Here is a 13796-nt window from a genome sequence, read left to right as displayed (position 1 = left end):
CCGCACAAGCGAAGCGCAGGTGAACGCCCGATGGCCGCAGGCTCATCGGCCGGCGGCGATCCAGCGGTCGACGATGGTGGTCAGGGTGTCCAGTGGGACGGCGCCGTTGGCCAGGACGTGGTGGTGGAAGTCGCGGATGTCGAAGCGTGCGCCCAGGGTCCGCCGGGCTCGTTCCCGCAACTCCTCGATGCGCAGCCGGCCCACCAGGTACGCGGTCGCCTGGCCCGGCCACGCGATGTACCGGTCGATCTCGTTGCGCACGTTGACGTCCGACAGCGCCGACCCGTCCCGCAGGAACGCCAGCGCCCGGTCGCGGGACCAGCCGAAGTGGTGCATCCCCGTGTCCACCACGAGCCGGCAAGCGCGCCACGCGTCGAACGACAGCATCCCCATGCGCGCAAGGTCGTCGGTGTACAGGCCCATCTCGTCGGCCAGCCGCTCCGAGTACAGGCCCCAGCCCTCGCCGTGCGCGGTGATGTAGGCGAACCGCCGGAAGCCCGGCAGGTCGCGCAACGACTGGGCCAGCGCCAACTGGAGGTGGTGCCCGGGCACGCTCTCGTGGAACGACAGCGCCTCGTACTCGAACCTCGGCCGTGACCGCGGGTGGTGCGTGTTCACGACGTACGCGCCGGGTCGTGAGCCGTCGGCGGCGGGTGCCCCGTAGTAGGCGAGGACGGAGTTCTCTGCCTCCACCGGGTGCATCGGCTTGATCTCGCACGGCGCGATGTCGTACCGGCGGAACCAGCCCGGCAGCGCGTCCTCCGCGCGGCGCAGGGCGGTGGTGGCGGTGTCCAGGATCTGGTCGGCGGTGTCGAAGCGCAGGGAGGTGTCCTCGCGCAGCCGGCGCAACACCTCGGTGACGTCGCTGGTGCCGAACACGCTTTCGCCCAGCACCGCGAACTCCTCGTGCACCCGGGCCAACTGGTCCAGCCCGATGCGGTGGATCTCCTCGGGGCTCAGCGACGTCGAGGTGTGCGACCGGGTGGCCGCCGCGTACGCCGCCTCGCCGCCCGGCACGTGGCAGATGCCCACCCGGTCGTCGTCGCGCCCGGCCAGGCCGGCCAGCGTGCCGGTGAACCGGGCCACCGCGGGCCGCACGGTCCGGACCACGACCGCCGCCACCCGGTCCAGCCGGTCCGGGTCGCCGGCCGCGGGCCGCAGGAACGGGTCCTGCGCGGGCAGCGAGGCCAGGTAGGCGCGCAGTTGGTCGACCGCCTGCCGCACGCCCGTGGCGGTGGAGTGCCTGCCCTCGCGGGTGGCCTGCTCGTAGCGGGTGCCGAGGGCGTCGAAGTAGCCGGGGAGCGCGGACAGCCGGCGCAGGTAGGCGGCGAAGTCCTCCTCGCCGGCCGGTCGGACGGCCGGCACGACGGCGAACACGGCGTTCTGGAGCCCGGCGATGGTGGCCGTGACCCCCACCTCGAACGCGCCCACGCCCAGGCCCGCCGCGAGTTCCGCCTCCTGGTCGGCCAGCAGGCGGTCCAGCATGTCGCGGGTGACCCGGTCCTGGGGCGTGCCGGCGTGCGGGTCGAGGGCGTTCAGCCGGGTCCGGCACCCGGCGAGCCGGTCCAGGCGCGCGTGGTCGGCCGCCCGGCTGGGGTCGGGGACCGCGTCGTCGTGGCCCGGCACGCCGAACGCCGTGGCGCCGAAGGGGTCGAACTCGAGCAGGTCCGCGAAGTAGTCCGCCGAGAGCGTCGCCAGGTCGGTCACCGTGCTCCTTCCGCCGCCTGAAGGTCTAGTGCCTGGTCACTCCTTGGCGCATCCCTCGATGGGGTGAGTCCCGGGTCAGGTCCCGGGAGGAGCGGGTAACCCCGCTCGGAGTGTCCACGCCGGACACTCGGGAAAGCGTCAAACGTTCATCCTCAGCGTCATCGTCAGCGTCAGGAAGGTGTTCCCACCATGGGCATCGGCGACAAGTTCGACGAGATGAAGGACAAGGCCAAGGACGCGCTGGGCAAGCACGGCGACAAGGCCGAGCAGGGCGTCGACCGGGCCGGCGGGTTCGTCGACGAGAAGACCGGCGGGCAGCACTCTGAACGGATTCAGCAGGGCACCGAGAAGGCCAAGGAGGGCCTGCGCAACTTCGGCGAGCAGCAGCAGTAGCGGTCCGTTAGTCCGGCACTCCGGTGGTCCGGCACGACGAACGGGGCCGTCTCGGCGGGGACGGCCCCGTTCCGCACGTTCGGCTAGAGCCGCGCGGCCAGAAGCTGCTTGCCCTGCTCGGCGCCCTTGCGGCTCTCGCCCTGCGCCCGGCGGAAGAACTCCGCCAGCTCGTTGTCACCGGCGCGCTCGGCGTCGGCGATGTAGGTCTCCAGCCGCAGGGCGTTGCTCAGGCACGCCTCCACGAACCAGATGATGTTGTAGTCCTTGTCCTTGGTACCGGTCACCTGGCCGGTCTCCTGGGTGGTGGACACCTGTCCTCCTTCCGAACCGACTGCGTCCACCACGGGGATACCCGCGAACAAGTGCCGTACCCCTGCGGATCACTTCCCTGATTGTTCGGCGTCCCGGCGTCGCCCGACAGTGGGGCGTGCCGCCCCGACCCCTGCCGGGGTGGCACCTCGCCTGGAAGGGAAGCACCGTGAAACGACCACGTCCCGGGGCCCTCCCGCCCCTCGTCGCGGCGGCCGTCCTGCTACCGCTCCTGCCCCTGACGGGAGCGTCCGCCGCACCGGGGAACGCGCCCGCCGCCAACTTCGAGGGCGACACCGTCCCCACCCCGTCCGACGCCGGCGCCTTGTTCTACAACGGCCAGGACGCCGCCGTCGACGAGTTCCCCGCCGTCATCGCCGGCCTGCGCGAGGGCGGCTCCCGCCCCAGGCCAGTCGTGCACCGGCTCGGTCGTCGCGCTTCGCAAGATCCTCACCGCCGCGCACTGCGCGGACGCGGCCGGCGAGAAGAGCTTCCTGTACGGCCTGGACGACCTGAACGCGCCGGGCGGGTTCCGCACGAGGGTCGTGGAGTACAAGAAGCACCCGAAGTACGTGAACTTCGACCAGGGTTACGACGTCGCGGTGGTGACGGTCGCCGACGACATCCCCGTGCGCGGCGGCCGGTACGCGTCGTTCGCGACGTCGGCGGACTCGGGGTTGGCGGTGCCCGGCAAGAGCGGTCTGGGGTTCGGGTACGGCAAGAAGGACTTCAACGACACCTCGCGCGACGTGACGCTGGACAAGGCCACCTTGCCGATCGTCAACGGGGACACGCAGTACCAGGGCGTCGGCGCGGGCTTCAAGTCGGCGACCACGACGACGGTGACTTCGGTGGCCGGTTCGGGTGGTTCGGAGCAGGTGACTTTGTCCGCTTCCGGGTTGCCTTCCGGTGCGAAGGCCGTTTTCCAGCCCAACTCCTTGGCCACTGGTTCGAACGCGAAACTCCCCTTCGTCCGGGGACCACCACCGCTCACCAGGGCCGGACGAACATCCGGCCACATGCGACTCCGCGACCACCGACACGCCCCAACCCACATCGCACCCGCCAACCCCCAACTCCCGCCCACCAGTTCGCGCTCAACCCCAGCCGCTCGCCGCCAGAGCGCCCGCCAGAGCGCCCGCCGCCCATCAGCGTTCGCCGCCAGCCGCTCGCTGCCATGCTTCCCGCCAGCCGCCAGCCGCCAGCCGCCAGCCGCCAGCCGCTTGCGTGCATGCGCCGCCGCGCCGCCCCGACCGCCGCAGCCGCCCCGACCGCCGCAGCCGCCCCGACCGCCGCAGCCGCCTCTCCCGGCGGCCCAATCCGCGGCCGCCGAATGCGCGAGGTCGGTGGTGCGGCTGGCGCGGCGTGCGTGTGGCGTGGCGTGCACTGCGGTGGGCGCTGGCGCGGCGGCGTGTGGCGTGGTGAGCGCTGGCGTGGCGGGCACTGCGGCGGCCGCTGGCGTGGCGCACGCTGTGGCGGGGTGGCGTGCCGCGGAAGATGCTGGCGCGGCAGATCAGCGCCTACCTGACAGAGCAGCGAAACTCTGTAGAGCAACGACAGAACAGCCGCGCACGCTGTGGTGGGCGGTGGCGTGGTGCACAGTGCGGCGCGAGTTCGGTGCGGCGGACCTGCCGCGTGGCAACGGGTGCTGTGGCGGCGGATGTTGGGTGGCGCGTGGTGCGGCGGCGCGTGGTGCGGCGGCGGGATGGCGGGTTGTGGGTGCGGCGGCGTTGGTCGGTGGCTCCGCGAGTGCCGAGGGGCGGGTTGGAGGCTGGCCGGCAGGGTGGCATCCGAGATCCTGCCCGGGCGGTGCCTGCCGTTGTGCCGCGCTCCTCGTTTACGGGACGCGCGAGGCCGGGAAAAGTCGCGGATCCTGCATGTCGCTCGATCGGGTGAAGATCCCCGCAGCGCCCTCTAGGGCAACTCCGCCCACACCGTCTTCCCGTTCGCCGTGGGTGTCGTTCCCCACTCCCGGCTCAGCGCGGCGATGATGATCAACCCGCGCCCGCGCGCCGAGTCGACCTCGATCGGTCTGGGGGTCGGTTGGGTCGGGGACGAGTCCGAGACCTCGATCCGCACGCCCGTCTCCGTCCGGCTGACCGACAGCTCCACCGGACCGGCGGCGTGGTCCACCGCGTTGGACACCATCTCCGTGACCACCAGCGCCGCGTCCTCGGCCACGTCGGGCGGAACACCCCACGCCGCCACCGCCTCGCCGACGATGCGGCGGGCTTGCGCGGACGCGCCGGCGGTGGCGGGCAGCGTCACGGCCACCGGCGTCGCTGGCTCGTTGCGCACAATCCGCTCCCCTTGATCGGCCGTTACCGCATCGTCGCACATTCGCCGCTTCGACCACCCAGTGGTCGCGTCGGGAAGCCGCGTGCTGCACGATCTGTAGCGGCACGGCACCCGTCGTGCGGGAAGGCGCGGACGCGATGGACTTGCAGGTGCGCAGTGAGGTGCGCGGCGGCTGGACGGTCGTCGCGGTGACGGGCGAGCTGGACGCGGACACCGTGCCCGTGCTCTCCGACCACCTCGAAGAGACTCCGGGACAGCGGGTGGTGGTGGACCTGACCGGCGTGCCGTTCATGGACACCACGGGGCTGTCCCTGATGCTCGACTGGCACCGCCGCCTCGACACAGCCGGGGGTCAGTTCCGCATGGCCTCGCTGCAGCCGTCCGTGCACAAGCTGTTCCGCCTCACCGAGTTGACCGAGGTCATGCACATCCACGACACGGTCGACGAAGCCACCCACTAGTCCTCCGCCTGGACGACGAGCATGGTGAGGTCGTCGTGCTCGGCCGCGCCCAGCCAGTCGAACACGACCCGCCGCACGTGCTCGGCCACCGCCGTCGCGGACAGCCCCACGCACTCGGCGAGCGCCGCCTTCAGCCGGACGTCGCCGAACAGGTCCTCGCGGTCGCGGTGCGCGCGGGCCTCGGTGACGCCGTCGCTGTAGATCAGCAGGGTCTCGCCGGGCGCCAGCGCGACGGTGGTCTGCTGGAACTTCACCTCCGGCAGCACGCCGACGATCCCGCCGTGCACCGCCACCTCGTCCACCCGCCCGCCGGACCGCAGCACCAGCGGCGCCGGGTGGCCGCCGGCGGCCAGCGTCACCCGCAGGCCGCCCGCCTGCACCGGCACCAGGTTGCCGACCACCAGCGTGGTGAACAGCCTGCTGCCCGCCGCCCGCAGCGCCGAGTTCAGCAGGTAGAGCAGCTGCGCGGGCCGCTGCTCGACCAGCAGCAGGGTGTGCAGCGACCGCCGCACCCGCCCCGCGTGCACGGCCGCCTCCAACCCGTTGCCCGCCACGTCGCCCAGCACGAACGCGGCACTGCCGTCCTCGCGCGGGTGGACGTCGTAGAAGTCGCCGCCGACCAGGTTGCGCCGGTGCGCGGGCTCGTAGACCCGCGCCAGCCGAACGCCCGCCAGCGTGGGCAGCGGCAGCGGCAGCAGGTCCGCGCGCAGCGTCTCCACGGTCTTCTCCTGCTCGCTGAACCGCGTGCTCGCGTCCAGCGCCGCCGACGCCCGCTCGGCGAACCGCTCCAGCAGCTCCACGTCCCGCGCCGGGCCGAAGCTCACCAGCGCACCGTGCCCCTCGAACGACACCGCGACCCCACCGCCCGCCGGCCGACCCCACGGGGCCGCTCCCGGCTGGGTGATCTCGGCGTGCGGCGCGGACCCGTCGAGCACGTCCAGCAGCCCCGGCACCGTGCCCGCGACCTGCCGCGCCGTGCGCGCGACGGCCACGTCGGAGCCGTCCCGGCGCCACCACTCCAGCCGCCCGCGCGGACCCGGCACCACCACGACGGGGTGGTCCGAGGGCGCCAGTTCGACCACCGTGCGCAGCGTCTCGTCACGGTCGGTCAACACCGCGAGCCGCTGGGACGCGCGCTCCAGGAAGTCCTCGACACCCCGGTACCACGCGGTCCAGCCGCCGCCCAGGTCCTGGGCACGGCCGTGCGGGGTCGCCGGCGCACCGGGCCTGGCCTCGGGGAACAGCACGGCCGCGAGCGGGTTGGCCAGGCGCACGACCCCTTCCGGGTCGCACACCACCACGGCCTCGTGGAAGCCGTCGACGAGGCGGCGCCACGCGTCCAGGTCGAGGCCCGCGTCGGCACCTTGCCGGTAGCCTTGGGCCATCGCGGCTCCTGATGTGTCGGGTCGTGCCCAACCTAGCGGACACGCCGCGTTCAACAGTGGCAGGCTTGGCGCACATCCGCAGACGTTGGAGGCCCACGTGACGACCGCCCAGGACGACACGGACGTGACCCTGGCCCGGCTGTTGTCCGCGATGCGCGAGATGCGGGACGGCAACTTCCGGCGCCGGCTCGTGGTGCCCGAAGGCCCGGCGAGCGAGCTGGCCGAGGTGTTCAACGAGATCGCGGAGCGCAACCAGTGGCTGGTCGGCGAGCTGGTCCGGGTGCGCCAGGCGGTGGGCCAGGAGGGCCGGCTCGGTGAGCGCCTGCCGCCCGGCGCCGGTCCGCAGGGCTGGTCGATGGCCACCGACGCGGTCAACGGCCTGATCGACGACCTGACCCGCCCGACCGCCGAGCTGAGCCGCGTGCTGGCGGCGGTCGCCGAGGGCGACCTGTCCCAGGAGATCACGGTCACCGCGCGGGGCGAGGTCGCGACGCTGGTGGAGAGCTTCAACTCGATGACCGCGACGCTGCGGACGTTCGCGGGCGAGGTCACGCGCGTGGCGCGCGAGGTCGGCACCGAGGGCCGGCTGGGCGGCAAGGCGAACGTGCCGGGCGTGGCGGGGACGTGGCGGGACCTGACCGACTCGGTCAACTTCATGTCCGACAACCTGACCGCGCAGGTCCGCGACATCGCCCAGGTCGCCACCGCCGTCGCGCAAGGCGACCTGTCGCAGAAGATCACCGTCACGGTCGCGGGCGAGATGCTGGAGCTGAAGGACACCGTCAACACGATGGTGGACCAGCTGTCGAGCTTCGCCGACGAGGTCACGCGCGTGGCCCGCGAGGTCGGCACGGACGGCCGGCTGGGTGGTCAGGCCCAGGTCCCCGGCGTCGGCGGCACCTGGCGCGACCTGACCGACAACGTCAACTTCATGGCGAACAACCTGACCAGCCAGGTCCGCAACATCGCCCAGGTCGCGACCGCCGTGGCCCAGGGCGACCTGTCCCAGAAGATCACGGTCGACGCGCGCGGCGAGATCCTCGAACTCAAGGACACCATCAACACGATGGTGGACCAGCTGTCGAGCTTCGCCGACGAGGTCACGCGCGTGGCCCGCGAGGTCGGCACGGACGGCCGCCTCGGTGGTCAGGCGCAGGTCCCGGGCGTGGCGGGCACCTGGCGCGACCTGACCGACTCGGTCAACTTCATGGCCGGCAACCTGACCAGCCAGGTCCGCAACATCGCCCAGGTCACCACCGCCGTGGCCCAGGGCGACCTGTCGCAGAAGATCGACGTCGACGCGCGCGGCGAGATCCTCCAGCTCAAGACCACCATCAACACGATGGTCGACCAGCTGTCGTCGTTCGCCGCCGAGGTGACCCGCGTGGCCCGCGAGGTCGGCAGCGACGGCCGCCTGGGCGGCCAGGCCCAGGTGCCCGGCGTGGCCGGCACGTGGCGCGACCTGACCGACTCGGTGAACTTCATGGCCGGCAACCTGACCAGCCAGGTCCGCAACATCGCCCAGGTCGCCACCGCCGTCGCCCGAGGCGACCTTTCGCAGAAGATCACCGTCAACGCCCGCGGCGAGATCCTGGAGCTGAAGGACACCGTCAACACGATGGTGGACCAGCTGTCGAGCTTCGCCGACGAGGTCACCCGAGTCGCCCGCGAGGTCGGCACGGACGGCCGCCTCGGTGGTCAGGCCCAGGTGCCCGGCGTGGCCGGCACGTGGCGTGACCTGACCGACTCGGTGAACTTCATGGCGAACAACCTCACCGCCCAGGTCCGCAACATCGCCCAGGTCACCACGGCCGTCGCGGGCGGCGACCTGTCGCAGAAGATCACCGTCGACGCGCGGGGCGAGATCCTGGAACTCAAGTCGACCATCAACACCATGGTCGACCAGCTCTCCGGCTTCGCCGACGAGGTCACCCGCGTGGCGCGCGAGGTCGGCACGGACGGCCGGCTGGGTGGACAGGCCCGCGTCCCCGGCGTCGCGGGCACGTGGAAGGACCTCACCGACAACGTCAACGTCATGGCCGACAACCTCACCACCCAGGTGCGCAGCATCGCGGCGGTGGCGGCGGCGGTCGCGGGCGGCGACCTGTCCAAGAAGATCACCGTCGAGGCCAAGGGCGAGATCGCGGCCCTGGCCGACACGATCAACGGCATGGTCGACACGCTGCGCGCGTTCGCCGACGAGGTCACCCGCGTCTCCCGCGAGGTCGGCACCGAGGGCATCCTGGGCGGCCAGGCCCGCGTCCCGAACGTGGCCGGCACGTGGAAGGACCTGACCGACAACGTCAACTTCATGGCGAACAACCTGACCAACCAGGTCCGCAACATCGCCCAGGTCACCACCGCCGTGGCGCGCGGCGACCTGTCCAAGAAGATCGACGTGGACGCGCGGGGCGAGATCCTGGAGCTGAAGACCACCATCAACACCATGGTCGACCAGCTGTCGAGCTTCGCCGACGAGGTCACCCGCGTGGCCCGGGAGGTCGGCACCGAGGGCAAGCTGGGCGGCCAGGCCGAGGTCGAGGGCGTGTCCGGCACCTGGAAGCGGTTGACCGAGAACGTCAACGAGCTGGCCGGGAACCTGACCCGCCAGGTGCGCGCCATCGCGGTCGTCGCCACCGCCGTGACCGCGGGCGACCTGAGCCGGCAGATCACCGTGGACGCGTCCGGCGAGGTCGCCGAACTCAAGGACAACGTCAACCGGATGATCAGCAACCTCCGCGAGACGACCCGCGCCAACCAGGAGCAGGACTGGCTCAAGACCAACCTGGCGCGGCTGTCGGGCATGATGCAGGGCCACCGCGACCTGCACGCCATGGCGTCGCTGGTGATCAGCGAGCTGGCCCCGCTGGTCTCCGCCCAGCACGGCGCGTTCTTCCTGGTCGACGGCGAGTCCGACGCGGTGGAGCTGACCGCCACCTACGCCTACCAGCCGCGCGGCGGCCGGCCGACCCGGTTCGCGCGCGGCGAGTCGCTGATCGGCCAGGTGGCGGTGGAGAAGAAGACCGTGCTGGTGCGGGACGTGCCGCCGGGCTACCTAAAGATCGGGTCGGGCCTGGGTTCCGCGCCGCCGCTGAACCTGGTGATCCTGCCGGTGGTGTTCCAGGGCGAGACGCTGGGCGTGATCGAGCTGGGGTCGTTCAGCGAGTTCACCGAGGTCCACCTGGACCTGCTGGACCAGCTGAAGGAGAACATCGGCGTCAACGTCAACACCATGCTCGCCAACGCCCGCACGGACAGCCTGCTGGCCGAGTCGCAGCGCCTGACCGAGGAGCTGCGGGCGGGCTCGGTGGAGCTGGAGGCGCGGGCGCGGCAGCTGTCGTCGGCGTCGAAGTACAAGTCGGAGTTCATGGCGAACATGTCGCACGAGCTGCGCACGCCGTTGAACTCGCTGCTGATCCTGGCCAAGCTGCTGGCCGACAACCTCGACGGCAACCTCAACCCCAAGCAGGTGGAGTTCGCGAAGACGATCCACTCGGCGGGCACGGACCTGTTGCAGCTCATCGACGACATCCTGGACCTGACCAAGGTCGAGTCCGGGCACATGCAGGTGCAGACCGACCCGGTCCGGGTGTCGGACGTGGTGAACTACGTGGAGGCGCTGACCCTGCCGCTGGCCGCGGAGAAGGACCTGGACTTCGAGGTCACCGTCGAGCCGGACGTGCCGTCCACCCTGCACACCGACGAACACCGGCTCCAGCAGATCCTGCGCAACCTGCTGTCCAACGCGGTGAAGTTCACCCACGACGGCGCGATCCGCCTGCGCATCCGGCTGGCCGACGGCGCGGTGGCCTTCGACGTGCAGGACACCGGCATCGGCATCCCGTCGGACAAGCTGTCGGTCATCTTCGAGGCGTTCCAGCAGGCCGACGGGACGACATCGCGCAAGTACGGCGGCACCGGCCTCGGCCTGTCGATCAGCCGCGAGTTGGCGGCGCTGCTGGAGGGCCGGCTGGACGTGCGCAGCGAACCGGGCGTGGGCTCGACGTTCACCCTGTACCTGCCGCTGGGCGACCACAGCCTGGTCCCGACCCCGGTCGAGCCGGAACTGCCCGAACTGCTGACCCCGGTGGAAGAACCGACCCAGGTGACGTCGGCCCCGGACGATCTGCCGCCCGCGCCGATGCGGTTCCACGGCGAGAAGGTGCTGATCGTCGACGACGACCTGCGCAACGTGTTCGCGCTGACCAGCGTGCTGGAGCTGCACGGCCTGGAGGTGATCTACGCGGACAACGGGATCACCGGCGTGCGGGCGCTGGAGCAGTACGACGACGTGTCGTTGGTGCTGATGGACATCATGATGCCGGAACTGGACGGCAACGCGACCATCGCGGCGATCCGGGCGATGTCGCGGTACGCGGACCTGCCGGTGATCGCGGTGACGGCGAAGGCGATGAAGGGCGACCGGGAGAAGTCGCTGGCGTCGGGGGCGACGGACTACGTGACCAAGCCCGTGGACACGGAGCACCTGTTGCGGCTGATCGCGTTCTACCTGGGGTTGGAGCAGGACTGACGTCCACCGGCGTGCTCAGCCGAGGATCGAGCGCACCGCCAGTCCCGCACCCACGACGAGCACCAGGCTGGCCGTGAGGACGGGCAGTGCGGTGAACCGGTCGCGCAGGCGTTCGACGGCGGCCAGGCGGTCGCGCAGGCGGACCAGGAGGAGGCCGACGGCGGTGAGGGTCGCGGCCATGCCCAACCCGTAGCCGAGGACGAGCACGACACCGAACCAGGTGCGCCCGAGGGCTGCCGCGCCGAGCAGGACGACCAGGGCGGACGGACTCGGCACCAGACCACCGGCGATCCCCATCCCCACGAGGCCGCCACGCCCGAGCCGAAGCCCACCGGGCCAGTGACTGTGCCCATGCCCATGCCCATGCCCGTGTCCGTGCGCATGTCCGTGCGCATGTCCGTGGCCGTGGCCGTGGCCATGACCGTGCCCATGTCCGTGGCCGTGGGTTGCTCCGACGAGTTCCCGAGCGGCCCGCCGCCGGATCAGGGCCGACCGCAGCAGGGTTGCGCCGATGGCGGTCACCAGGAGGCCGCTCACCACGCCGAGCCGGCGCAGCACCGCCTCACCCGCGAACGCCCCCGCCGCACTGATCACCAACCCCAGCGCCAACACCCCGGCGGTGTGGGTCAGCGTCACCGTCGCCCCGACCACCACCGCGTCCCGGGGCGTCCCGTCCCGCCCCGCCAGGTAAGCCGCGATGACCGTCTTCCCGTGCCCCGGCAACGCCGCGTGGGAAGCGCCCAGGACCAGTGACAACAGCACCGCGAGCACACCTACCCACGGCGTCAGGTCCCGGCTCCCGGCGAACGACGTGAACGCCGAGGTCGCCCTGGTCAGCAGGGAAGGTCCGCCGCCGGCCAGGGGAGTGCCGGCGGCGGACCCGCCGTCGCCCGGTCGGACGTGCAACGTCACGGACCGGATGTCCAACGGATCCGCCAGCAGGTCCTCCGGATACGTCCGAAGTTCCCCGGTCACGCTCACCGCGGGCACCGGCGGGTCGACCAGCGCCACCCCGTCGCCCACGGCGGTCATCTCGCGCCACCCGACGCGGTCCGCCCGGTACCCGTCCCGCACCACCACGGTCTCCCCGGACGCCCCCGCCTCGACCACGCACGTCAGCCGCGTGGTGGGCAAACCGGCCTCGCCCGCCGGGAACTCCACCGCGCTGGACCGCACCGCCGTCGCGACCGCCCGCCCGTCCACCTCCACGACCACCGCGGCGGCCACGACGGCGCACTCGCGCGGCGCATAACCATCCACTTCGGACAGTCGCTCCTGAAGAGTCGGTATCTCGGCGGTGTCCACGACGGTCCGCAGCACGACGCGGTCGGGTGACACCGTGATCCCGTGGTAGTGGTTGACCGTGAAGTTGCCCAGCGGGTGGGCCGACGCCGTCCCCGCCCCGCAGAGCAGTCCCAGGAGAACCACGAGGAACCACTTCACCGCAGGCCCGCCAGGGTCGCCCGGGCCGCGCCGGCGTCCGGGAAGTGCGGGTTGATCTCCAACGCCGCCGCCAGCACGTCCGCCGCCTCGGGACGTCCCAGCGAGGCCAGGATCGTGCCCCGGTGGAACGCGAACTCCGCGTTGCGCCAACCCGAAGCCGCCGCGCGGGTGGCGAACTCCAAGGCCTCGGCGTCACGACCGTTGAGGTGCAGCGCCCACGCCAGCGCGTCGGCGACCAGGACGTTCTGCCGCCGCCCCCACTCGGCTTCGGCCAACCGCAGTGCCGTCACCGCGTCACCCCGGTCCGCCGCGACCTCCGACGCCGCCAGGTCGTCCGACCCGCCCGCCGCCGCCAACAGCTCGAACTGCCGGGTCAGCACGTCGTACTGCCGCACCGCCTCCTCGCCACGTCCGGCCCGGCGCAACAACACCGCGTACTCGTGCAACAGCTGCGGGAGCGGCGCACGGGCCACCAGATCCCGGTAGGTGCCGAGGGCTTCGTCGAACCGACCGCGCGCGGCGGCCACCTTCGCCTTGCCCTGCGCCAGCATCACGTCCCGGGGGTCGACCAGCAGGCCTTGGTCGTAGTGGGACTCGGCCTCGTCCAGCCGGCCGTTGTCGAACGCCAGCTCACCCAGGTGGTACCGGCAGAACACGACCTCCGCGGGCACCACGGCCGCCTCCAGACCGCGCTCCAGCGCCGACCGGGCGCCGTCGACGTCACCGCGTTGCTCCAGGTCGTAGGCGGCGCGGGTGAAGGAGGGGACGCCGGGTTCGAGGTCCAGCATCCGTTGCACGGTCGCGGTCGCCGGCTCGCCGAGCTGGGTCTGGGCGTCCGCCAGCACCCCGTACACCTCGGCGGTGTCGGGCAGCACGACCGCCGCGCGTCGGGCCAGGTCGCGGGCGGTGGTGAAGTCGTGGCGGGCGTTGGCCAGGGCGCCGAGGCCGAGGAGGGCCCAGCCGTTGTCGGGCTGGTGCTTGAGGGATTCGTCGAGGGCGCCTTGGGCCTTGGCGTAGTAGGTGGGGTCGCCGGTCACCCGGGCTTGTTCGACGTACGAGGTGCCGAGGGTCGCCCAGGTGCGCGCATCGGTCGGGGTGCGGCGCAGCTTGTCGCGGGCGGCGGTGATCGTGCGGTGCAGCGCGGACTCGACGGCGGCGGGGGCGGGTGGTGGGTCGGCGTCCGGGGTGGACAGTGCGGACACGGCGGTGACCAGGAGCGCGATCCCGCCGACGATGGCCGTGACGGCGACGAGCCGGATCATGCGGAAG

The 13796-nt window shown here is 72.0% G+C and carries 10 protein-coding genes; 4 read left to right on the top strand and 6 right to left on the bottom strand.

Annotation, left to right across the window (positions count from 1 at the left end):
- Positions 1-42 precede the first annotated feature (42 nt).
- Complete coding sequence (locus RIN75_RS13920; protein ID WP_309112306.1) at positions 43-1707, bottom strand: DUF885 domain-containing protein; 1665 nt, start codon at positions 1705-1707, stop codon at positions 43-45.
- A gap of 189 nt (positions 1708-1896) precedes the next feature.
- Here RIN75_RS13920 and RIN75_RS13915 point away from each other — a divergent pair, with 189 nt between their 5' ends.
- On the top strand, positions 1897-2100 hold the full coding sequence (locus RIN75_RS13915) for an antitoxin (RefSeq protein ID WP_309112305.1): 204 nt from the start codon (positions 1897-1899) through the stop codon (positions 2098-2100).
- An 83-nt stretch (positions 2101-2183) separates the two neighbouring features.
- On the opposite strand, the gene RIN75_RS13910 is transcribed toward RIN75_RS13915, so the two are convergent.
- Positions 2184-2411, bottom strand: coding sequence for a hypothetical protein (locus tag RIN75_RS13910; RefSeq protein ID WP_309112304.1), 228 nt, complete (start codon positions 2409-2411; stop codon positions 2184-2186).
- 444 nt (positions 2412-2855) lie between these two features.
- Between RIN75_RS13910 and RIN75_RS13905 the strand changes: the two genes are divergently transcribed.
- Positions 2856-4400, top strand: a complete 1545-nt coding sequence (locus RIN75_RS13905) for a trypsin-like serine protease (RefSeq protein WP_309112340.1) — start codon at positions 2856-2858, stop codon at positions 4398-4400.
- On the opposite strand, the gene RIN75_RS13900 is transcribed toward RIN75_RS13905, so the two are convergent.
- Positions 4324-4707 (bottom strand): ATP-binding protein, encoded by a 384-nt coding sequence (locus RIN75_RS13900; protein ID WP_309112303.1) that lies wholly within the window; start codon positions 4705-4707, stop codon positions 4324-4326. The two genes, RIN75_RS13905 and RIN75_RS13900, sit on opposite strands and share 77 nt — an antisense overlap.
- A 137-nt stretch (positions 4708-4844) precedes the next feature.
- Here RIN75_RS13900 and RIN75_RS13895 point away from each other — a divergent pair, with 137 nt between their 5' ends.
- Positions 4845-5168 (top strand): STAS domain-containing protein, encoded by a 324-nt coding sequence (locus RIN75_RS13895; protein ID WP_309112302.1) that lies wholly within the window; start codon positions 4845-4847, stop codon positions 5166-5168.
- Here RIN75_RS13895 and RIN75_RS13890 read toward each other — a convergent pair.
- Positions 5165-6553, bottom strand: a complete 1389-nt coding sequence (locus tag RIN75_RS13890) for a PP2C family protein-serine/threonine phosphatase (RefSeq protein WP_309112301.1) — start codon at positions 6551-6553, stop codon at positions 5165-5167. The genes RIN75_RS13895 and RIN75_RS13890 overlap by 4 nt on opposite strands.
- Positions 6554-6650: 97 nt before the next feature.
- Here RIN75_RS13890 and RIN75_RS13885 point away from each other — a divergent pair, with 97 nt between their 5' ends.
- Positions 6651-11084, top strand: a complete 4434-nt coding sequence (locus RIN75_RS13885; protein WP_375295951.1) for a HAMP domain-containing protein — start codon at positions 6651-6653, stop codon at positions 11082-11084.
- A gap of 15 nt (positions 11085-11099) precedes the next feature.
- On the opposite strand, the gene RIN75_RS13880 is transcribed toward RIN75_RS13885, so the two are convergent.
- Both RIN75_RS13880 and RIN75_RS13875 read right to left on the bottom strand, forming a co-directional pair.
- Positions 11100-12512: a High-affinity nickel-transporter gene (locus RIN75_RS13880; RefSeq protein WP_309112300.1), complete on the bottom strand. Its 1413-nt coding sequence runs from the start codon at positions 12510-12512 to the stop codon at positions 11100-11102.
- A gap of 11 nt (positions 12513-12523) precedes the next feature.
- Complete coding sequence (locus RIN75_RS13875) at positions 12524-13789, bottom strand: tetratricopeptide repeat protein (RefSeq protein WP_309112299.1); 1266 nt, start codon at positions 13787-13789, stop codon at positions 12524-12526.
- Positions 13790-13796 lie beyond the last annotated feature (7 nt).

It is taken from the genome of Saccharothrix sp. (genome assembly GCF_031180885.1).
Taxonomy (GTDB): Bacteria; Actinomycetota; Actinomycetes; order Mycobacteriales; family Pseudonocardiaceae; genus Actinosynnema.
This window is presented reverse-complemented; position numbering and strand designations above follow the sequence as displayed.